The organism is Chitinimonas koreensis (assembly GCF_014353015.1).
Classification (GTDB): domain Bacteria; phylum Pseudomonadota; class Gammaproteobacteria; order Burkholderiales; family Chitinimonadaceae; genus Chitinimonas; species Chitinimonas koreensis.
Genome location: NZ_CP060704.1, coordinates 3,928,426 through 3,949,921, shown reverse-complemented (window position 1 = coordinate 3,949,921; position 21,496 = coordinate 3,928,426). Strand labels below are relative to the sequence as shown.

Sequence of the window (21,496 nt, the reverse complement as noted above, 5' to 3'; positions counted from 1 at the left end):
GCTGCGATGTCCAGCAAGGGGTATCCGAGGAGCGTCGTCTTGTACGAGTGGTCGCTCCACCGTGAACGCCAGGCCTGCGGCCGCCGCATTGCCTCAGCCATCGACCGCCGTTGGATATGACCCAGCGGCCAAACCCACTCACCGTGCCGCGCACCCAACCTCCAGGAAGCCCACCATGTGGTTCAAGGACCTTCAGCCCTATCGCATCACCGACCTCGCCAAGATCGACCTCGCCACGCTCGACGCCGAGCTGAAGAAGCGCAGCTTCGTGCCGGCCGGCTCGCTCGACCGGCTGACGGCCGGCTGGATCGCGCCGGCGGCGCACGCGCCCGACATCTTCGCCTTCGCCAATTCGGGCGCCGTGCTGATCGCCCTCAAGACTGAGGAAAAGCTGCTGCCCTCGAGCGTGGTCAAGGAATCCGCCGAGGAGCGCATCGCCGACATCGAGTCCAAGGAATTCCGCAGGGTCAGCAAGAAGGAGGCCAAGGAGATCCGTGAGCGCATCGTCGAAGAACTGCTGCCGCGCGCTTTCTCGCGTTCGCGCGTGCTGCGCGCGCTGATCGATCTCAAGGCCGGCTGGATCTGGGTCGACAGCGCCACGCCGGCCAAGGCCGAGCTGCTGGTGCAGTTCCTGCGCGAGACGCTGGGTTCGCTGCCGACCAAGCTGGCGCAGACCCAGCTCGACCCGGTCACCGCCATGAGCACGTGGCTCGATCAGAGCGCGCCAAGCAATTTCACCATCGACGCCGACTGCATGCTGAAGGCGCCCGGTGAGGGCGGCGCCCAGGTCACCTGCCGCCGCCACGACCTGAATTCCGACGAGGTGAAGCTGCACCTCAAGAGCGGCAAGATGGTGATGCAGCTGGCGCTGTCCTGGGACGACCGCATCGCCTTCGTGCTGACCGAGAAGCTACAGATCAAGCGGCTGCAATTCCTCGACCTGCTGCAGGACCAGCTGAAGGATTCGGACGCCGAGGACGCCGCCGCGCTGTTCGATGCCAGCCTGACGCTCCTGGTGCGCGAGGGTCGTGGCCTCTTGGCTGCTGTGATCGAGGCGCTTGGCGGTGAAATCGGGCTGGAGGTTGCGCAATGAAACTGATCAAGGCCCTTCTGCTGGACCAGGTCGGCGTGGCGTCGGCGGCTCGGCGTCAATGCCTTGCTCGAGTTGCAGCAGCCAGGCGTTGGCGTCGGCTTCGGTTATGTGCCGCCCCGTGACGCAGTAGTCATTCCACGCGTTGAGGCCGTCCTGCAGAAAGGCCATCCGCTTCACGCTTCGATCGCTGGTCTCTTCCATAGAACGTCGCTCCAGATACTCTGCCATGTTGGCCTAGATGTTCGCTCTGACCAAGGGAATTCACTGATGTCTTCCACTTTCACACGCGCCGCGGCGCTCCTCGAGCTGGACGGCAATATCGTCCTGTTGCAGCTCTCGTCGGCCGCATGGCACCAGGTCCTTGCCATCGCCGCCCAAGAGAGCGGGGACGGCAGGTTGCCCGTCGCAATGGTACCCAACCAGGCAGTGCTCGATCTCCTGGACCGCGCAGTGCTCAAGGGGAGCAGCTGAAATGGTGCAGCCGATCAAGCCGCGGTACTTGACCGTCGTCTTCGAGGTCGACGATCCGGCACTCTTCGCAGGATTCTCCGCGCCGCTGTTCGCCTCGCTGCGCGGCGAGCCGGCTGTTCCAGGTGCGCGGGTTACCGCTGCATCGCTCGAGGATGAAATTGCTCGGGTCGAACAACTGGAAGCGTCGGTGGATACGCAGGGGGCACTTGATGGCTAAGGGTTCAACTGGGCCAAATGCCATTCGACATACGGTCTTTCTTTGGATGACATTGCTGATCGATTCAGCTACGTGGCCATTGCGTTCATCGTTATCGCGCTTTTGTCGAACATCATTTGGCGTCGGTTCAGCAACAGCGATTACTCGACGACGCCGCGGAGCTGGGTTCGACCGGGTGGTTGATTAGTTACTGTATTGCTCACCATCCAGGCCGAACAAAAATCAAGAAGGGGTAGATGTGAGTTATATCGCTAAAATTCTTGTAATTTTCGTGGGTATGATTGCCATTGTCGGTTTAACTATATACGGCGACAAAACGGCATCAACGTCGGACATTGCAGACGCTATTCGCCGCTCGCAAGATGCGGGGCCGCTCGCTGCTACGACGCTTCGCGACGCTTTACTGCTTAATCGCACGCCAACCAATGGTGAGCTTCAGGTCCTGCAGCTCCGTGCAATAGCGGCACAGCGCGCGGCCAACGAACGATCAAAGCAGGCTCGTGACACGGATTTAGTACGCAGGACGTTAGATCCGTCATCTGCACACGGCAAGGAGGCAAGCCGGTGAGCGTTCTGTTGTGGATTTCCATTGCAGGAAACGTCGTACTCGGCGCCGTTTTGTTCCTGGCGGTGTATTGGTTTTGTCGAGAATGTAATTCTATGGACAAGTGTCTGGAAATCGAACGGAAGGAAGCTGTCCGTTATCAGCGAAATTTCGACCTGATGCACGCGGATTACAACGCGTTAGCGGAGGCTGTTGCCACTAGCCTTGAAGAGATCCGAGACGACATCAATCGCAACTATCAGCACACTCATGACTGGCATGTATTGGATAGGTTCGCTCATGCGCTACGACGAGACCTTGCTGCGCGACCAGCAGGTGTACCAGGCATTTGGTCCTTGAATCACTACGACCTGCGTGACGTAGAGGAGGCTGGCTTCAAACTGGACGGTGGGATGATGAATCTGGGCCAGCTGTTGGCATTCGCGTGGCACCAGCACACGATGGCAAGGACGCGTGCGATTCAGTTATTTGAGGTGGTCCGGCAGCCGTGTGGGAATGGCGCCGCCGATCAAGCACTCTGGCTGAGCAAGACCCTGGCGATGTACGAGCTGATGTGTGATCGAAACAAGGATCTCGCGATAGAGCGATTGGCCGCCGTGATGGACGCGTGGAGATTCGTATCTGCCGAGTCGGCGGTGGCCGTCATCCAAGATAGAGATGCCTAATGGTCATTCAGCATGTATGTACGCGTCGCGGGCGTGGCGAATACGAATATCGTGGCTTCGCCGTCTATATCAATCCAGCCTATCGACCAGGCTACCTGGGGCGTTGGCATGTCGGACTGGGTCAGGAATGCCATGTCGAGGCCAACTTGAAGGCATGCATGCACTGGATCGATCAGCGCATGGAGCAAAGCGACCTATTCGAAAGTGAAGAAATGGAGGTGATGCCATGACATATACATTGAGCCGGGCTGATCTTGCATCGGTGTCGCAGCTGGAAGAGGCATTCGGCACCGATCGGCTGCTGCCAGCCTGGGAAAACATCCCCGAAGATTTCCGCAGTGGCCGCAACGTCTACAAGGACATACTGGAGGCGCTGTTTTTCGGCCATTCAATGCCACCAGGTCGCCTGAAGTTCTTGCTGGGCTTCGATGATGATGCGGCACCGTCCGACCTGAACACGTGCGTTCGCGCCCACCTAAAGTCTTGGGCACCGAAGCACGAGCACAAGATGGCCGGTATCGCCTACATGATGTCGCTCGTCTGCGCATTCCACTCGGACCCGCATGATGGAATTGGGCCTATGACCTATCCAACAAATCCCGCCACCCGACCTCGCTGACATCGGATGATGTCCGGCCAAGTCGGGTGGCGGCCTACTACATCGTCGCGACTCCAGAGCACCAATAGGTAGGACCGTCCTGGCCGGCACCTGTCACGTAGATTGAGAAGTAGCCCCTTGCTCTGTCTCAACTGAAAGCTTCCCGAGGCCGGGAAGGGGCCTGTCTGCACGAAGCTCACAGTCATAGTCCCGACTTGGTTGGGCACGCTCGAGGCCCATCGGCATGGGGAGGCGTAGCGGTGGGTGGTTGTTACCCAATACGTATTCCACATCGATAGCTGGATAACCGGGAACGTTGAGCCGAGCTTTCTTCGCGACCATGGCGGTCTCCTTGGCGGTTGAACGAGACCCAAGCCTACGACACCGAGGCGGGGCGATTTTCCGCAGGTTTCCGATTTCCGATCCCGGGGCCAACACGGCCTTTCCCGTCATACAACGCGCGCGTTACCACATCGCAGACCGGTCGTTTGTCGAGAGTTTCGACTTGGCAGGTCGCCAGCCGCATTTTTGAGGTAAATAGATAACTATTGACTTCGTTGTCATGGATGGCGCAGGATTGACCTATGGCGATTCGCCATCGCGCCCATTCCGACACCAGGGCGTACTTTCAACGAGGACATCAACATGGCAAAGCATTACGTCATCGCAACCTGCCTTTCTTACACACCCGGTGGCCACCAGGTGCAGCAGGGCGAAATCGTCTCCACACATGCTCAGGCCTATCACGCGCACAACAAGGCCGACGAATACAACAAGTACAACCACGCTCGCGGCCTCAAGGTGCACTTTGGGGCGATCGAAAGCGAGCAGACGCTGGCCAAGGGCAGCGTCCATGCCCAGTTGGCCGAGAGCTTCATGACGGATCGATTTGACGACTTCGCGACCCAGACGATGAAGAGCGTGCTCCATCCAGGCTGGCGCGGCGGTAAGCCGGAAAGCGACGAAGAAATCGGCTGGGCACTCGAGGCGTTGGGCCTGCAGATGGAGCAGCTGCGCGAGCGGTATGGGACCCGGGCACAGGACGAACTCGAGGCCGCGATGGTGAACCAGATTGAGCTGGCGGAGAGCAGGGCACGCGTGCGGGCCGTCAAGGCCGACCTGGCGGCCGAGCGCAGCCAGTTCACCTATAGCTTCCCCGCCGTAGCCGGCCTGCAGGCTGGCCGGGCGTACTACGCCGCGCAAGTACCGTACAGTGCGCTGGTGAAGCTGTTTACTTTCAACGACGACGACGTCGTGCCGGCGCAGCTGCGCGCCCAGCGGATCCTCAACGAGCGCCGCGCCGAGGCGATCGGCGACTACCTGGTCGAAAATCCATCGGACTACGTGCTGCCGGCGATCACCGCCAGCGTATCGGCGGAGATGAGCTTCGAGGCGGTGGCGGTACCAGGCGGGGCAGGGCGCATTGGGCTGCTGCATATCCCCATGGAAGCGACGATCCTGATCAACGACGGGCAGCACCGCCGGAAGGGCATCGAGGCGGCGCTGGCGCGGCGGCCGTCGCTGCGCGACGAGACGATCACGGTGACCATCTTCTTCGACCAAGGCCTCGAGCGGTCCCAGCAGATGTTCGCCGACATCAATGGTAAGCAGGTCAAGCCGTCGTCGGCGATCAACGCCCTGTACGACCGCCGGAACCCGTTCAATGCCTGGGTGTTCTCGGTGCTGGCCTTGCTGCCCGACGTCGGCGCGCGTGTCGATGCGGAGAATTCGAGCGTCGGTGTCAAATCGCACAAGCTGTGGAGTCTGATCGCGATCAAGAAATTCCTGTCCATCCTTACCGGCGTCACCGAGCAGAACGTCGACCAGGTCGAGTTGAGCCAACTCCGGCAGATCGACGAGTTCCTGGTTCAGTTCTTCGCTGCATGCCGGACCCACATCCCCCAGTGGTCCAGCATGGTCGACGGCAGCGTCGCCGCTTACGATGTGCGGGAAGGGTTCGTCATCGGTCACGCGGTGTGGCTGGAGGCGCTGGCCGTGTTCGCCAGGCGCGCGATGTTCACCGGTTACATCATGAGCCACGGCACCCCGGAAGAGGGCATCATTCGACCCGAGATCGCGCTTTGGGAACGACTCGAGGCCTTGGCCAAGGTCGACCCGCGCAAGGAATCGCTGATGTGGGCCAACCGCTGCGTCGTGCTCGGAAAAATGCAGAAGACGGCCGACGGGGTGAAGAGCACCGCGGCGAAGCTGCTGACCCTGGCCAACGTGCCGCTGACCATTGAGATGCGTGAGCTTGAGGTGCGGCTCGCCGCGTAGCGTGGAGGTGTGGAGCGCCGGTTCCGACGCCGGCGCCCCACGCTATCGAGGACATCGATAGGAAGGAAAAGTGTAGCAGATGCAACCTACCGACCGGCTGACCGCCGAGATGTTGACTGCCATGCTGAGCGTGACGCGCATCACCAGCGAGAACATGCAGCGCGCGCTGCATGATCACCTGGTGCTTGGAGATCCGCAGGCGACAGCGGCCGCACGGTATGGCTATTCGAAGCAGCAGCTCAATGTCCACGTCCGCCACATCAACGGCAAGATCAGACCGGCGTTTGATCACTATGCTGAACTGGTGTCGATAGCCACGTCGGCGGGGGGCGCCGGCGATACGACGGCCGCCCTGCCGGCTCAAAGATCATGAAGGGGAGATACTTGAAACGCCCTACCTTTCAACAGGTTGCGGTCGCCTTTTGGATATCGGCTGCCGTGGTGCTTGCCGTGCTGTCGCGCACTTGGTCGGCCGCGGCCGTACCTCTCGCCGCTGGCTTCCTCATGATGGCGCCGGGCCTTGCCGCGCGCGGACGGACGTCGATCAACAAGACGCTACGGGTCGTGTCAGGGATCGTTCAGGCGGTATGGTGGGTATCAGTGGCTATGATAGTGGTGGGGGGCGCCGAGCGTCTTTACTACATCAACGGCGCGACCTATCCCCGTTGGCTGATCACTGGCGAGTTACAGCAGCTCGGCATCGACGGCATCAACCAGCTGCGTGCGACCGAGTGCCGTGGTCGCTTCCCCGTCGAGGTGACACGTAAGGAAGACGGCTATCTGGTTCGCTGTGGTGTCATGTGGTGGGACAGTAAGACCTATTTCACTGTTTTTGACCCGGCGAAATAACAGGGCTAGTGATTTAAGCTGGTTGCGAGAACTCAAGTGTAGCGATAGCGTCTCGCCGGCGTCGGCGTCGGCTGACGGGCGTTCATGGAACTGGTAGTGTGAAAGAGCGTTCATGCCTACCGGTGCGGCCACCGATGCCATGTCGAGTCGTTAGGACAGCCGGCGTTCTGTCGGCTGGCGGATGGTTCCTCCGCTTGGGTGATGTATCCTTGACGGTTTCTGTACTATCGTTACAGCTGTATCCTTAGAATAGGACGGCTCCATCTTTACGAGATGGACGTTCTTTAAACGCGTTATTTAAAGGGATTTCCGTGTCTGTTCCAGCTGCCAATGCACTTCACGCAACTATGGAGCGCTTAAATAAAGCGGTTGTGGGTAGTGAGCGTCCTGATCTATTTTTTAAGAATCGTATTCGTACGGATGCCAAGGCGGCAATGAAGGCTGATCCATATGGCGCGCATACATGCCTCGGTTTATTGGAGGCTTTGGATGGTAGGGAAGAGTCTGCGCACGATCACTACCGCGTCGCTCGTCAGCACGTACAAAGTCGCGAAGACCTTAGTGCTTATTATTTTAATTACGCGATGTTATGTGGCCTCCTTCATGACGTTGATGGCGCGCTCGAACAGATTGACAAGGCAGTGACTGGAGCACCCGGCGATCCTACATTTGTGCGCTACGCCATGTTTGTTGCATTGCAGGCGGGAGATTTACCGCGCTCCGTTGCTCGGGCCGACGAATTGCTTGCGATGATGAAAAATAACGACAACCAAGCTTCGGCTGGGGAGGCCCTTCGTATCCGTAGGGCCGAGTATTTGCTAAACAAACAAGATGTCAAAGACGGAGAGATTCGCGCGCTGTGTATTTCTGCAGCCAAAATATTGCGCGAACAGGATGTTTGGGACACTGCTTGGAGTTGTGATGTGGTGGAGTATGAGGGACTTGAAAGTATACGGTTGAATATAGATACTCCTGAATTGAATGTCGCTCAGGCAATTGGCCTGCAAAGGCTGTTGGATGAGGCGGTCTTCGAGGTTTGGCCGGACGACCGCCATTATGACGCAATAGGTGTTGGATTTACGCCGGGGCACGTATGAGTTGCTGCGCACAGGATATTCTAGAACTTGCGAAGTCGCTAGATTTAAATGGGGGTGAAGTTAGTTGTCGTAACGTGGCCAGTAGGGCCTATTATGCACTATTTCACTGTGCGACCAATGCGCTTCCGATAACGCAGCATGACCAGCGCTGCGCTAGTGCGCACGAGAAACTTATTGGTGAGTACCATAGAGCATCTAGGGGCTTGGCAGTGGGCGAACCGAAGCTCGCCTTATTGCTGAAGCGCTGGGTCGGCTCAAGGCTGCGCGTGTGTTAGCAGACTATCGCCTTAGTACCAACTTCTCGGAAGTTAATGCGAAAAAAGCAATAGTTGATGCTGAGGTGGCCTTCGCGGAGGTTGCCCGCTATGTAGAAAAACTGCAGGCTGGGCCGGCGAACCCTGCCGAAGGTTGATTGTCGGGCAGTCAATATCCGGAGTTTTTGCAGTTACTCTTGGTAAGCAAAAGGTGGGATGGGTAGCGTAGTGGTCGCCCCCGTGATCCAAGCTGCCCAGCACTTCATCATATTTCTACGCTCATTTAAATGGAGGGCGTGATTATATGCTGTGTGGCTTTTATCTTTCTTTTTATGGGCCAGTTGCGCATCGATCCAATCTGTAGGCCATTGCAGTTCATGCATATGTGTAGAGAATGTCGTCCGAAAACCATGTCCTGATGTTTCACCTCCGAGTGCATATAGCATTTTATTTATCGTTGACTCGCTGATTACTTCTCCAGTGCCACTGCTTCTAAGGATCGGGAATACGTAGCGACTGTTGGGTGAAGTCTGCAATGAAAGTTCGATCGCTTTTCTTAGTAGTTCAACTACAGGAGGTGCGAGTGGTACTACATGAATACGGCGCATCTTCATCTTGGCTGCTGGTATAACCCAAATGCCTTCGTCTAGTCGTAGTTCAGTCTTCTCCATGAACCGAACCTCTTTGGTGCGGGACGCCACCAGCATCAATACTTGCGCGGCAATGACGATCGATGGATGGCCTCTGTATTGGAGTATTGCCTTATATAGCTCTGGCGGGGATGCGACGACCCGCTTATGTGCAGGCTGCGGTGTCTGTATATAGCGGCGAAGTGGAAATGTCGGATCATCAGGGCGCAGCTCTTGAATAATGCCATAGCGAAAGACCTGGCCGGCGAAGCTTCTTACCCGAGAAGCTGTGACAAGTGTTCCTCTCTTTTCAAGGCGATCCAGTATCACCTTGATGGCCGATGTTTTAATATCTGCAAATGGGACATTTCCCAAATCTGGAAACACGTGGCGCTCAAGGTGATAAAGGCCGTCTTTCGCGGACTTGGTCTTTCCTTGAGCCTCCAATTTCTGGATCAGTTCCCGTGCCACTGCTTCGAACGTATGGCTGGCCATTTCTGCGCGCACAAGCCGATCGAGTTTACGCTCGGTTGTCGGATTCTTGCCCTGCTTGATCAGAGCCTTCGCTCTATCTCGCTCGATTCGCGCATCAGCCAGCGATATTTCGGGGTAGGCGCCAATCGCAAACACGCCCTCGCGGCCGTTCAGGCGATACTTCAGGCGCCAGAGCTTTGCACCTGCTTTGGTATGCAGCAGATAGAGGCCTCCGGCGTCGGCGAGCTTTGTGTCCTTGTCAGTCGGCTTGAGCTGCCGCAGCTTCGTGTCCGTCAGTGCCATGCCCAGATGCCCCGTGAGTACCCCGCGGATACCCCCAAAATGTGTGGATGGGCGTGGATTGTAGTGGATGGGCGTGGAAACGTTAAGCAGTGAAGGCGTTGATACTACTTGGTTTCATGGATGGCGGTGGACTGTCGTGGAAACGTATACCGCTGAATGAACTTCAACGAGATCAAGGATTATCAGGATCTTGCGGATACGGTCAGCGTGGCCTGAGTTCAGCTAAGTGCGGGAAGGGCGTCAGGCTCGATCCAGCCTGATGTCCCGTACCGTTAGCGATGGAAAAGCCCGTCATTCATGGCGGGCTTTTTCTTTGTCTTGAGCCATGCGTTTTATTGATATGACATCGTGATAAACTGGCGTGGATATTGGGTGGCATGACCGAGCGGCTGGCTGCACATATTAAATTTCGGGCAGGACGGCTCAAATATTGAAAGTACGATTTCATATCGATCAATGGCTGAGCTGTCAGGAAGACCCGAAAAACCGCGTTCTGCTCTTTGTTGGCCGCTGCATGATTACGACTTTCCTTCAGTCCTCACCAGCAGAAATTCATGATGAATAACAGATACATGCCCGGTTTTCCGGCCGTTCGGGCGCCCGGTTTTCGCCACGCTTGTTTCCGATGCCGGGTGATGCCATGAAGCGGCGCTGGGTTGCATTGAGCGTCTTGGCTTCTCTCGTCCTCGGGGCGGCGAGTGCGTCGTGGTTCTGGCTCGACTTCGGCACGCAATTCAGGGAACCCGGCGTGCGCCTGCGGGCGGAGGCCGACATCGTGATGAAGATCGCCGTCCTGCATCAGCTCCGCGCCGGCCGGGCCGGTGATGCGACATATCTGCTGGAGAAACAGCTGGACGGCGATCTCCTCTACGCCGCCACGCTTGCACGAGACGGGCAGCCTTTCGGTACGAGTACCGGCCGGGCCGTGGCGAGGGACATGACGGCGAGGGCGAGCGCAGGTCGTGCCCCTGCCGAAGACGTGCGCGATGCGGTCCAGCAGACGTTTCATCTGACCCTGCCGCCCGCGGCGGCGGTCCAGGCGCAACCCGCCGCGTCGCCGGACCCGGCGCGCACCGTCGTTCCGGCGCAATGAGCGCCCGGCGCAGGTCGCCGATGTTCGAATCCTGCCGCCGCTAGACCCGGAAAAGCCCACCTGCGACGGTGGGCTTTTCCGTCGGCGCGCGTCGTCGATCCGGCGCGCCCGGGCTTGCCATACCGAGTGTCTCGCTAGCGTTGCGGGAAATGCTCGACATGGATCTCGCCGCGCCGCCCGAAATATTGCACCTGACGGCCGTCGATCCAGACCAGGTAGCCGACGCAGCCGGCCGCCATGGTGAGCCGCATGAAGTCGGGGTAGGCCACCTCGCCGCGCTGGGCGCCGCGTACGGCGGCGGCGACCGCTTCGGCGTTGAAACCGTCGGCGATCGCGATGTCCGGCGCCGGCAGGTGCAGCGCGTGCACCGTGTCGTCGGCGAGGTAGTAGGCCGTCTCGCGGCGGCGGTAGTCGGCGTGGTAGGACGCTACGCCGGCCGCCGCCAGCCCCCGTACCACCGAGCCGAAATCGATCGTGCCGGCGTGCGATCGCCGGGCGTAGTCCTCAATGGCGGCCTGCGCCGTCGTGTCTTGCTGCATGGGTCTGCTCCTGGGGTGGGGCGCTCAGTCGAGCGGGATGGTCTTCAGCTGCCGGTGCCGGACGATGTCCTGCATGGTCGCCGCCAGCTCGGCGCGCACCGGCCCGGGCAGGTGGCCGAAGAATTCGGCGTCGTTGCGGTCGGCCAGTTCGGCCAGCCGCGGCACCAGCGCGTGGCCGGCCGGCGTCAGCGCGACGGCGTGCTGGCGCCGGTCGGCCGGGTTGACCGTGCGCGCCGCCAAGCCCTTGGCCTCGAGCCGGTCGAGCAGCTTGGACACCGCGCCCTTGCTCATGCCGATCGCCTGCGCCAGCGCGCCCGGCGTGTCGATTTCTGCCCGGTACAGCGCGCGCAGCGCCACCCATTCCGACACCGTGACGCCGGCCGCCTCGACCTTGCGGCGGAAGGCGTGCGAGACATGGTTGGAGACGAAGCGCAGCCAGTAGCCGAGATGGTCTTCGAGCTCGCTGACCGGTGTCGGCGGAGGCGTGGCGGACATGCGGAATCCTTGCGGGGCAGGGTGGAAAGCACCGTTGCCTGGGCGGCCGGCGGCGATGCCGGTAATTTAGTTTCCTAGGAAACTATTGTCAACGGCCGGGGGCGGCAGGACTTCGGGTGACCGGACCGTCGGCCGGAGGCGGATTGGCACGGGTCAGGGGTTGCCGTACGCTTTGCCTCCCTTTCGAGGATGAAGACATGAACCCAATCAGATGGTCGGTCGGGCTGGGTCTGGCCCTGCTCGCGATCGGCCCGGCAGCGGCCGAAGAGCCGGTCGAGGCGGCGCAGATCGACGTGACGGCGCACCCGGTGGCCCTGCTGCCCTATCGCAAGGTCTACGAGGCGGCCAAGCGGGTGCGCGACGCCAGCGGCGGGCAGATCGCCTTCGCGCTGCGGCTGCGGGCCAAGGACGGCACGCCGCCCTTGAGCGACGTGCGCATCTCCCTGGCCAGCGAGCGCGAGACCTTGCCGCTCCCGGTGCGGGCCGGCTGGATCGTCGTGGTCCCGGTCGACGAGCGCATCGCCGCCGAGAACGGCGACTTCCTGCTGAACCGCAAGAAGGGCACCAGCCAGGCCTCGGTGGTGCTGTTGCCCACGGTGGCCGACGATGCCTGGACGGTAGGCCGGATGCGGCAGGTGGTGGCCAGCGGCCAGCAGGTCAGGGCGCAGGTGCCCTGGTTCCTGCGGCTGTTCGCGCCCGATATCCATAGCGTGTCGGTCTGCGGCAGGGCGGCCGGCATGGCGATCGTGCTGCTGCGCGGCGATGTGCCGGAAGCGACGGTGACGGCCGACGCCAAATCCCGCAATGACGCGGACGAAACGGTGTACTGCAAGCATTTCGACGGCAAGGACGGCTTCGACGAGGCGCTGCGGGTGCAGGTGCCGAGCGGTGCGGAGGTCCTGCTGCTGTAAGCGGTGCAGCAGGGCCGAGCCCTTTCCCGTGCCATGCCGTAGAAAATCGTAATCGACGGCAACGGACTCCGGATGCCGGGAGCCTGTCCCGTATTGCCGGCAGTGAGGATGAATATATCGATCCATCGCCCGATTGATATATTCAGGATTCGCGCGAATCCCCGGATTCGATCGAAAACCGGGCGGTATCGCAATAGGAATATGGTTGCCCCGATATCCGCTGAAATACCGTGCTTTCCTGGGTAATATTCCCCGAGATAATGAATGGACTTGCCGAGGGCTGTCTATTTTTCCATGGTGGCCATGGGCCGGCGATCGCCATTCTCACGCGCTCAATCCTGTTCCCGGCCTTGTGCGACCAGGACAAAAGGCAAATCTGCCGACATTTCCCGCACCGGTCTGTCGTTCGACCAATCCGGTTCGGTCAGGCCTTTCCTTGTATTTCTGTCGGCTTGACGCCTGGCTTGCCGGCTGTTAAATCCCATGCCGCTGACAATGACGGATCGATTGGACCGCGCGGTCGGCAAATTGAATCTTCGATCTGGCTGTTCCGACTCGTGCAATGCCGCCGCATCGGCTGGCGGCTGAAATCGATGGCTCATCGAGTATTTTAAAATATGAGGAAAATCTGATGAAAAAGGCTTTATTGCTGTTGCCGATTTGTTTCATGTTCGGTTGTGCTGCCCGCGATGGGCTCAATGATCTTCGCACCTCGGTGCGGAACGGTTTCCAGGGCATGCAGATCGAGGTCAGCCCCGCCGTGTCGAATGTGGCGAAGCTGGAAGACCTGAAACTGCAGGCGGTTCTCGACGACCGGTTCGCCCTGACCGGTTTCGTGACCTATCCCAAATCGTGCAAGACCCTTTTGACGATGAATGCCCGGTTCTACAGCGCCAACGGCACGGCGCTCGGCAGCGCGCCGGCTACGGTGATGGCCTACAAGGGCGGCGATCGCTCGAAGCTGCAGGCCTCGTTCAAGCAGATCGCGCGTGATCGGAGCGAGCTGATCGGCAAGGTGGTGGTCGAGGACCTGAAATGCCTGTAGGCGCCTGATCCCGTCCCGAGCCTGTCGCCACCGCTGACGCCCGCCCGCTTCGGCGGGGGCGCCGGCGGGCCTTGAGTGGCTCGCGGCGGCGGCGGGTTGCAGATGCTGCGCCGTCGTCGTGTCGATGCGGGCAAGCATGAAAAAGCCGCCCATCGGGCGGCTTTTTCATGGGCGGCGCAGTGCGATCACCAGGGTTGGCGATTGCCCGGGCGGCCTTGGCGCTTGCCGTTGCCATTCCCGTAGCTGTTGCCGTTGCCGTCGGGACGGGCCTGGCGGCGGCGGCCTTCGCCGGCGTTGCCGCCGTGCAGCGTCAGCTGCGGCTGTTCGAAGTAGACGGTGGCGTCGGCTTCGAGGCCCTTGAACTGGCGCTTGCGCGGGGGCTGGTTGTTGCCGCCGGCGTTGGCGGTGTTGAAGTCCGGCTGGACTTCGTCCCAGTTCGGCTTCTCGCCGCGCGGCTTGCCGCCGGCCGCGGCCGGCTTGCGGTTGAAATCGCGTTCGCCAGCAGGCTTGCGGTCGCCCCAGGCCTTGCGCTCGCCGGCCGGCTTCTCGCCCCAGGTCTTGCGCTCGCCCATCGGACGGTCGCCTTGCGGGCGATCGCCCTGCGGACGGTCGCCGTAGCTCTTCTCGCCATACGACTTCTCGCCGTAGGGCTTGCGCTCGTCGAAGCGCTTGGTGTCGCGCTGCGGACGATCGCCGAACTTGCGGCCGCCGTCGCGCTTGTCGCCGAAGCGGCTGCCGTTGCTCGGACGCGGCTCGAAGCGCGCTTCCAGGCCGTCGAGCTTGTACGGGTTCAGCTTGCGGCCGATGAACTTCTCGATGCGGCGCAGCGCCGGCACTTCGTGCTTGGCGGCGAAGGAGATGGCGATGCCTTCGCGGCCGGCGCGGCCGGTGCGGCCGATGCGGTGCACGTAGTCCTCGGCGAACTTGGGCAGGTCGAAGTTCACCACGTGGGTGATGCCGGCCACGTCGATGCCGCGGGCGGCCACGTCGGTGGCGACCAGCACGTCGATCTCGCCGCTCTTGAGGCGGGCCAGCGTGCGGGTGCGCTCGCGCTGCTGCATGTCGCCGTGCAGCGCGGCGGCCTTCTTGCCCTGGCCCAGCAGGCGGTCGGCGAGGTCGCCGGCGTCGACCTTGGTGGCGATGAAGATGATGGCCTGGCCGACCGTGTCGTCCTCGAGGATGCGATCCAGCAGCTTGGCCTTGTGGGTGATGTCGTCGGCGTAGTGCAGCTTCTCGACGATCTGTTCCTGGCGGCGGGCCGGCGGAGCGATCTCGATGCGTTCGGGGTCGTTCAGCAGCGACTGGGCGATGGTGGCGATGTCGCCGTCCAGCGTGGCCGAGAACAGCGCGGTCACGCGTTCCTTCGGCAGCTTGGCGGCGATGGTGGCGATGTCGTCGCGGAAGCCGAGGTCCAGCATGCGGTCGGCTTCGTCGAGCACCAGCATCTCGAGGCGCGACAGGTCAATGCGGCCGCGCTCCATCAGGTCGATCAGGCGGCCCGGGGTGGCGACCAGGATCTCGAACGGGTTGGCCAGGAGCTTGATCTGCAGCGGGTAGGGCATGCCGCCGACGATGCTGACGACCTTGGCGTACTTGATCTGCTTGCCGTAGTTCTCGGTGGCGGTCTTGATCTGGGCGGCCAGCTCGCGGGTCGGCGACAGCACCAGGATGCGCGGGCCGCGGCCCGGCTTTTCGGATTTCTCGGTCAGGAAGTTGAGCGCCGGCAACATGAAGGCGGCGGTCTTGCCGGTGCCCGTGGCGGCCGAGGCCATCACGTCACGACGGGCTTGCAGAACCGGGATCGCAGCGGCCTGGACGGGGGTCGGCTCGGTATAGCCGGCGGCGGTCAGGGCGTTGAGAATGGGTTGGGCAAGGCCGAGGTCGGCGAAGGTGACTTGAGTCAAAGCGGTTTCCTAGGTTGGATGCATCCGTCCGACGAGCGGAATTGGATGCGGAAACGAAACCCGAGCATGCCGCCAAGACAGAAACTTAAGCCCCATTGCTGGGCCCACGGCCTGACAAGCCGTAGCGCGGCGAGCGCGGATATTCGTCGTCGTACTGATAAAACAGCCCGTTCGGGGCACGAAAGCTGGGATCAGCAGGGCCGGCCAGTGGGGCGGCGGTATTGCTGGATCGGCAGCGCCAGCATCGACGCTAACCGGAAGAAGCGCCAAGACGGTGAGACTGCAGCGGCGCGGAGGTCAGGTATCGATGACGTCGAATCACGATTGCGATGCGACGGCGCGCATTATCCTGAAAACAAACGAAAAACACAAAGACTTTACGAAGACTTTGTACGGTGGCCTAGCCTCGGCATGCTAAAATCTCGCGTTTCCCGAATCGATACCTAGGTTTCCACCATGAGCCGCGCGCTACGCAACATCGCCATCATCGCCCACGTTGACCACGGCAAGACGACCCTGGTCGACCAACTGCTGCGCCAATCCGGCACATTCCGCGACAACCAGCAGGTCGATGAACGCGTGATGGACTCGAACGACCTGGAAAAGGAACGCGGCATCACGATCCTGGCCAAGAATACCGCGATCGACTACGAAGGCACCCATATCAATATCGTCGACACCCCCGGCCACGCCGACTTCGGCGGCGAGGTCGAGCGCGTGCTCGGCATGGTCGACGGCGTGCTGCTGCTGGTCGATGCGGTCGAAGGTCCGATGCCGCAGACCCGCTTCGTCACCAAGAAGGCGCTGGCGCTCGGCCTGCGCCCGATCGTGGTCATCAACAAGGTCGACCGCCCCGGTGCGCGGCCCGACTGGGTGGTGGACCAGACCTTCGACCTGTTCGACAAGCTCGGCGCCACCGACGAGCAGCTCGACTTCCCGATCATCTATGCCTCGGGCCTGAACGGCTTCGCCAAGCTCGACCTGTCGGAAGAGACGACCGACATGCGCGCGCTGTTCGAGACCGTGCTCAAGCACGTGCCGACCCCGCCGGGCAGCCCCGATGCGCCGCTGCAGCTGCAGCTCGCCGCGCTCGACTACTCGACCTACACCGGCCGCCTCGGCGTCGGCCGCGTGCTCAACGGCCGCATCAAGCCGGGTCAGCAGGTGGTGGTGATGAACCATGGCGACCAGGTCGCCAGCGGCCGCATCAACCAGGTGCTGGGCTTCCAGGGTCTGGACCGCGTGCCGGTGGAAGAAGCCGAAGCCGGCGACATCATCATCGTGTCGGGTCTCGAGGACATCGGGATCGGCGTCACCATCTGCGACAAGGAAAACCCGGTCGGCCTGCCGATGCTGATGGTCGACGAGCCGACGCTGACCATGGACTTCATGGTGAACTCCTCGCCGCTGGCCGGTACCGAGGGCAAGTTCGTCACCTCGCGCCAGATCCGCGACCGCCTGACCAAGGAGCTGCTGACCAACGTCGCGCTGCGCGTGGAGGACACCGGCGACGCCGACGTGTTCCGCGTCTCCGGCCGCGGCGAACTGCACCTCACCATCCTGCTCGAGAACATGCGCCGCGAAGGCTTCGAGATGGCCGTGGCCAAGCCGCGCGTGGTGTACAAGGAAATCAATGGCGAGAAGTGCGAACCCTACGAGAACCTGACCATCGACCTCGAGGACGAGCACCAGGGCGGCATCATGGAAGAGATCGGCCGCCGTCGCGGCGAGCTGACCAATATGGAGTCGGACGGCCAGGGCCGCACCCGCCTCGAGTACCGCATCCCGGCCCGCGGCCTGATCGGCTTCCAGTCCGACTTCATGACCATGACGCGCGGCACCGGCCTGATGAGCCACGTGTTCGACGACTACGGTCCGGTCAAGGCCGACCTGCCGGGCCGCCACAACGGCGTGCTGATCTCGCAGGAGAACGGCGAGGCGGTGGCCTACGCGCTGTGGAACCTGGAAGACCGCGGCCGCATGTTCGTCAGCCCCGGCGACAAGCTGTACGAGGGCATGATCATCGGCATCCATAGCCGCGACAACGACCTGATCGTCAACCCGATCAAGGGCAAGAAGCTGACCAACGTGCGCGCCTCGGGCACCGACGAAGCGGTGCGCCTGACCCCGCCGATCAAGCTGACGCTGGAATCGGCGGTCGAGTTCATCGACGACGACGAGCTGGTCGAGATCACCCCGCAGAGCATCCGCATCCGCAAGCGCCACCTGAACGAGCACGACCGCAAGCGCGCCATGCGCACGGCCGAGGCCTGATCGATCGCTTCGGTGTCACAGGGAAACGGCAGCCTTCGGGCTGCCGTTTTTGTTTTGGGGCGCGGCCGGGCCGCGTGTATCCGGGTGACGCCATCGGGGAGGGCGCCTGTAGGAGCGGCTTCAGCCGCGAATGGCCGAGCAATCGGGAATGGGTGAGCGGCCACGGTTCGGCGCTGCGTCCACCATTCGCGGCTGAAGCCGCTCCTACGAAGTCCATCCCTGCGGCCAGTCTCGCCGGCGGTTCGGTAGTTGCCTCGGAAACCGGCCCGACACCGCATCCACAACCCTGCAGCTACAAGGCCACATGCTGCATTGCACAATCGAGCGCTTGCTTGACTGGAGATTCATTGGGACGTATGTTTCAAACAACCGTTTGATTGATTCGGCTATGCTTGCACCTTTGCCAGGCAGGCCGCTCGATCGCGGCGCAGGAACGTATACCCCGATGACTGGAATAGGCGAAGCACGGCAGCTCGACACGGCCACGCGAATCCTCGACGCGGCCGAGGCGCTGTTCGTCGAGCACGGCTTCGAAGCCACCTCGATGCGGATGATCACCCAGCGCGCCGAGGTCAACCTCGCCGCGGTGAACTACCACTTCGGCAGCAAGGACGCGCTGTTCCAGGGCGTGTTCACGCGGCGGCTGACGCCGCTGACCCAGCTGGCGGTCCACAACCTCGATCAGCTCGAGGCGGCTGCCGCGGGCCGGGCGCTGTCGGTGACCGCGATCGTGCAGGCCTTCATGGATGCCGCGCTCGATATCGCGCACGACCCCAAGCGCGGCGGCGTGATCTTCGTGCGGCTCTTGAGCCGCACCTTCATCGAGGCCCATCCGGTACTGCGCGAGGCGCTGCCCAAGCATTACGAGGAACTGGTCGCCCGCTACGCCCGCGCCACCGCGCAGGCGCTGCCGGGGCTCGACGGCACCGAATTGCAGTGGCGGCTGAACTTCGCCTTCTCGGCGATCTTCAACGCTTTCGCCGGCAACAACATCCTGCGCCTGTTCGTAACCGATCCGGTGGTCAACGCGCGCGACCCGCGCCTGATCGCCACCTACCTCGTGCCCTTCGTCGTGGCCGGCCTCACCGCGCCGGCCACCGCAAAGGGCACGGACAACCCGCTCTGAAGGACTGACTCTCATGGCACTCACCATCCTGATCGTCGTGCTCGCGATCCTGGTCCTGGGCTATCTGCGCGCGCCGCTGATCGCCTGGACCGTCGCCGCGCTCGCCGGCCTCGCCTATGGCGTGTACGGCGGCTGCGGCCTCCACCTCGGCTGGCTGATCGGCGCCGCCGTCGTGGCCGCCATCCTCAATATCGTGCCGCTGCGCCGCGCGCTGCTCACCGGTCCGATCTTCGGCGTGTTCAAGAAGATCACCCCGGCCATGTCGCAGACCGAACAGGAAGCGATCAACGCCGGCACCGTGTGGTGGGACGCCGAGCTGTTCTCGGGCAAGCCCGATTTCAAGAAGCTGCACGGCTTCATGGCGCCCAAGCTGTCGGCCGAGGAGCAGGCCTTCCTCGACGGTCCGACCGAAGAGCTGTGCCGCATGATCGACGACTGGAAGATCGTCCACGAGCTGAAGGACCTGCCGCCCGACGTCTGGCAGTTCATCAAGGACAACGGCTTCCTCGGCATGATCATCAAGAAGAAGTACGGCGGCGTGGAGTTCTCCAACTACGCGCATGCGCGCGTGGTGACCAAGATCGCCACCCGCGGCGGCACCGCCGCCGTGTCGGTGATGGTGCCGAACTCGCTCGGCCCGGGCGAACTGCTGCAGCACTACGGCACCGAGGCGCAGAAGGACTATTACCTGCCGCGCCTGGCCAAGGGCCTCGAAATCCCGTGCTTCGCGCTGACCAGCCCCTATGCCGGCTCCGACGCCGGCGCCATCCCGGACTTCGGCGTGGTCACCCGCGGCAGCTATACCGATCCGCGCACCGGCCAGCGCCACGACGACGTGGTCGGCATCCGGCTGAGCTGGGAAAAGCGCTGGATCACGCTGGCGCCGGTCGCCACCATCCTGGGCCTGGCGTTCAAGCTGTACGACCCCGAGCACATCCTGGGCGACAAGGAAGACATCGGCATCACCTGCGCGCTGATCCCGACCAGCCATGAAGGCGTGCAGATCGGCCGCCGCCATTGCCCGCCCGGTTCGGTGTTCATGAACGGTCCGACCATGGGCAAGGACGTGTTCATTCCGCTCGAGTGGATCATCGGCGGCAAGGACTACGCCGGTCAGGGCTGGCGCATGCTGGTCGAGTGCCTGTCGGTCGGCCGCGCGATCTCGCTGCCGGCGATGTCGGTCGCCTCGGGCAAGTTCGCCAGCTTCGTCACCGGCGCCTATGCCCGCATCCGCGAGCAGTTCGGCCTGTCGATCGGCAAGTTCGAGGGCGTCGACGAGGCGCTGGCGCGCATCGGCGGCTACACCTACCAGATGGATTCGGCCCAGCGCCTCGCCCTGGCGGGCCTGGACAGCGGCGAGAAACCGTCGGTGATCTCGGCCATCCTCAAGTACCACAACACCGAGCGCATGCGTAAGGTGCTCAACGACGCGATGGACGTGCACGGCGGCAAGGCCGTGGTGCTGGGCCCGCGCAACTACCTGGGCCATGCCTACCAGACCGTCCCGGTCGGCATCACGGTGGAAGGCGCCAACATCCTGACCCGTTCGATGATCATCTACGGCCAGGGCGCGATCCGCTGCCATCCCTTCGTGTTGCGCGAGATGAAGGCCGCCATGGCCAACGACGGCAAGGAATTCGACCAGGCCTTCAGCGGCCACATCGGCTTCGTGTTCGACAACGCGATCCGCAGCTTCGTGCTCGGCATCACCGGCTCCAAGATCGCCTCGGCCCCGGTCGGCGGCGACCTGGCGCAGTACTACAAGGACATCGAGCGCCTGTCGGCCGCCTTCGCGCTGGCCTCGGACATGGCGATGTTCAGCATGGGCGGCTCGCTCAAGTTCCGCGAGAAGATCTCGGCGCGGCTGGGCGACGTGCTGTCCAACCTCTACATCGCCACCGCCGCGCTCAAGCGCTTCGCCGACGACGGCAGCCCGAAGGAAGACCTGCCGCTGCTCAAGTGGGCCGTGCTGCAGGCGCTGCACGACGCGCAGGAGGCGATGACCGGCTTCCTGGCCAACCTGCCGAACCGTCCGCTGGCCTTCGTGCTCAAGTGGATCATCTTCCCGCTGGGCCGCCACTTCACCACCCGCGCGACCGCCTCGGCACCAAGATCGCACGCCTCTTGATGCAGCCGGGCGAGGCCCGCGACCGGCTGACCCGCGACGTGTTCGTGCCGCAGTCCGAGACCGATCCGGTCGGCGTGCTCAACCATGCGCTGAACGCCCATATCGAGGCCGAATCGACCGAGGGCAAGCTGCGCCGCGCCCAGCGCGACGGCAAGCTCAAGGCGCTGAACGCCCGCGGCCGCCTCGAGGAGGCGCTGGCCGCCGGCCTGATCAGCCAGATCGAATTCGACGTCGTGGTGCGGGCCCGCCGGCTCAAGCGCGAGGTGATCATGGTCGACGATTTCGACACCATGCTCGATCGCCACGATACCGAGCTCAGCCAGCGCGAACCGGTCTAGAAACCGGACCGGCCAAAGCGCCCACGGACTGTCGCCAGGAAGCCGCGCAAGCCTTGGTTTGCGCGGTTTTCCGGCCAGTCGGCCAGAGGTGCTGTGCTATGCTCCGGGCATTCCGGCCGAGCGCTTGAATGGCTGGAAAAGAATACGTTTC

General features: G+C 62.3%; 20 protein-coding genes and 2 pseudogenes. 17 read left to right on the top strand and 5 right to left on the bottom strand.

Annotated features, from left to right (window positions below; genetic code table 11):
- The first annotated feature begins 175 nt into the window (after positions 1–175).
- Entirely contained in the window at positions 176–1,093 is a 918-nt protein-coding gene (locus H9L41_RS16475) for a recombination-associated protein RdgC (RefSeq protein ID WP_187523484.1), read from the top strand.
- A gap of 6 nt (positions 1,094–1,099) precedes the next feature.
- Here the strand turns inward: H9L41_RS16475 and H9L41_RS16470 are convergent, their stop codons facing one another.
- The gene (locus H9L41_RS16470) at positions 1,100–1,294 is read right to left on the bottom strand and encodes a transcriptional regulator (protein ID WP_157461817.1); all 195 of its coding nucleotides are present in this window, start codon (positions 1,292–1,294) and stop codon (positions 1,100–1,102) included.
- 66 nt (positions 1,295–1,360) lie between these two features.
- Here H9L41_RS16470 and H9L41_RS16465 point away from each other — a divergent pair, with 66 nt between their 5' ends.
- The 10 genes from H9L41_RS16465 to H9L41_RS16420 all read left to right on the top strand — a co-directional run bounded on the left by H9L41_RS16465 (position 1,361) and on the right by H9L41_RS16420 (position 7,832).
- Positions 1,361–1,564, top strand: a complete 204-nt coding sequence (locus tag H9L41_RS16465) for a hypothetical protein (RefSeq protein ID WP_028444731.1) — start codon at positions 1,361–1,363, stop codon at positions 1,562–1,564.
- A 1-nt stretch (position 1,565) separates the two neighbouring features.
- Positions 1,566–1,781: a hypothetical protein gene (locus H9L41_RS16460; protein WP_028444730.1), complete on the top strand. Its 216-nt coding sequence runs from the start codon at positions 1,566–1,568 to the stop codon at positions 1,779–1,781.
- Between the two features lie 238 nt (positions 1,782–2,019).
- Positions 2,020–2,349, top strand: coding sequence for a hypothetical protein (locus tag H9L41_RS16455; protein ID WP_157461815.1), 330 nt, complete (start codon positions 2,020–2,022; stop codon positions 2,347–2,349).
- Entirely contained in the window at positions 2,346–3,011 is a 666-nt protein-coding gene (locus H9L41_RS16450; RefSeq protein ID WP_028444729.1) for a hypothetical protein, read from the top strand. Before H9L41_RS16455 ends, H9L41_RS16450 begins: the two co-directional genes overlap by 4 nt.
- The gene (locus H9L41_RS16445) at positions 3,011–3,241 is read left to right on the top strand and encodes a hypothetical protein (protein WP_157461814.1); all 231 of its coding nucleotides are present in this window, start codon (positions 3,011–3,013) and stop codon (positions 3,239–3,241) included. Before H9L41_RS16450 ends, H9L41_RS16445 begins: the two co-directional genes overlap by 1 nt.
- Positions 3,238–3,630: a hypothetical protein gene (locus tag H9L41_RS16440; protein WP_157461812.1), complete on the top strand. Its 393-nt coding sequence runs from the start codon at positions 3,238–3,240 to the stop codon at positions 3,628–3,630. The genes H9L41_RS16445 and H9L41_RS16440 overlap by 4 nt, the downstream gene beginning before the upstream one ends.
- Before the next feature lie 624 nt (positions 3,631–4,254).
- Complete coding sequence (locus H9L41_RS16435) at positions 4,255–5,886, top strand: DNA sulfur modification protein DndB (protein WP_084299765.1); 1,632 nt, start codon at positions 4,255–4,257, stop codon at positions 5,884–5,886.
- A 79-nt stretch (positions 5,887–5,965) separates the two neighbouring features.
- Entirely contained in the window at positions 5,966–6,259 is a 294-nt protein-coding gene (locus H9L41_RS16430; protein WP_028444727.1) for a hypothetical protein, read from the top strand.
- Between the two features lie 11 nt (positions 6,260–6,270).
- The gene (locus H9L41_RS16425) at positions 6,271–6,735 is read left to right on the top strand and encodes a hypothetical protein (RefSeq protein WP_157461810.1); all 465 of its coding nucleotides are present in this window, start codon (positions 6,271–6,273) and stop codon (positions 6,733–6,735) included.
- Positions 6,736–7,046: 311 nt separating this feature from the next.
- A complete protein-coding gene (locus tag H9L41_RS16420; RefSeq protein WP_157461808.1) occupies positions 7,047–7,832 on the top strand; it encodes a tetratricopeptide repeat protein in 786 nt (261 codons plus the stop codon).
- Positions 7,833–8,277: 445 nt separating this feature from the next.
- Here H9L41_RS16420 and H9L41_RS16415 read toward each other — a convergent pair whose 3' ends face one another.
- On the bottom strand, positions 8,278–9,492 hold the full coding sequence (locus tag H9L41_RS16415) for a tyrosine-type recombinase/integrase (RefSeq protein ID WP_084299763.1): 1,215 nt from the start codon (positions 9,490–9,492) through the stop codon (positions 8,278–8,280).
- Positions 9,493–10,132: 640 nt separating this feature from the next.
- Here H9L41_RS16415 and H9L41_RS16410 point away from each other — a divergent pair.
- Positions 10,133–10,585: a hypothetical protein gene (locus H9L41_RS16410; protein WP_034605903.1), complete on the top strand. Its 453-nt coding sequence runs from the start codon at positions 10,133–10,135 to the stop codon at positions 10,583–10,585.
- A gap of 134 nt (positions 10,586–10,719) precedes the next feature.
- Here the strand turns inward: H9L41_RS16410 and H9L41_RS16405 are convergent, their stop codons facing one another.
- On the bottom strand, positions 10,720–11,124 hold the full coding sequence (locus tag H9L41_RS16405) for a DUF1398 family protein (RefSeq protein WP_028444723.1): 405 nt from the start codon (positions 11,122–11,124) through the stop codon (positions 10,720–10,722).
- A 24-nt stretch (positions 11,125–11,148) separates the two neighbouring features.
- Positions 11,149–11,619 carry a MarR family winged helix-turn-helix transcriptional regulator gene (locus H9L41_RS16400; protein ID WP_028444722.1) on the bottom strand — a complete coding sequence of 157 codons (471 nt, stop codon included), beginning with the start codon at positions 11,617–11,619 and terminating at the stop codon, positions 11,149–11,151.
- A gap of 197 nt (positions 11,620–11,816) precedes the next feature.
- On the opposite strand from H9L41_RS16400, the gene H9L41_RS16395 reads away from it, so the two are divergent.
- Both H9L41_RS16395 and H9L41_RS16390 read left to right on the top strand, forming a co-directional pair.
- On the top strand, positions 11,817–12,530 hold the full coding sequence (locus tag H9L41_RS16395; protein ID WP_028444721.1) for a hypothetical protein: 714 nt from the start codon (positions 11,817–11,819) through the stop codon (positions 12,528–12,530).
- 631 nt (positions 12,531–13,161) lie between these two features.
- Complete coding sequence (locus tag H9L41_RS16390; protein ID WP_157461806.1) at positions 13,162–13,575, top strand: hypothetical protein; 414 nt, start codon at positions 13,162–13,164, stop codon at positions 13,573–13,575.
- Between the two features lie 485 nt (positions 13,576–14,060).
- On the opposite strand, the pseudogene H9L41_RS16385 reads toward H9L41_RS16390, so the two are convergent.
- Positions 14,061–15,479 (bottom strand): annotated as a pseudogene (locus tag H9L41_RS16385) (DEAD/DEAH box helicase); the annotation flags it as partial.
- A 456-nt stretch (positions 15,480–15,935) separates the two neighbouring features.
- Between H9L41_RS16385 and typA the strand changes: the two are divergent.
- The 3 genes and pseudogenes from typA (at position 15,936) to H9L41_RS16370 (ending at position 21,345) form a co-directional block, all read left to right on the top strand.
- The gene (typA, locus tag H9L41_RS16380) at positions 15,936–17,753 is read left to right on the top strand and encodes a translational GTPase TypA (RefSeq protein ID WP_028444718.1); all 1,818 of its coding nucleotides are present in this window, start codon (positions 15,936–15,938) and stop codon (positions 17,751–17,753) included.
- Positions 17,754–18,198: 445 nt separating this feature from the next.
- Entirely contained in the window at positions 18,199–18,879 is a 681-nt protein-coding gene (locus H9L41_RS16375) for a TetR/AcrR family transcriptional regulator (protein WP_028444717.1), read from the top strand.
- Positions 18,880–18,892: 13 nt separating this feature from the next.
- Positions 18,893–21,345 (top strand): annotated as a pseudogene (locus tag H9L41_RS16370) (acyl-CoA dehydrogenase).
- The last annotated feature ends 151 nt before the right edge of the window (positions 21,346–21,496 follow it).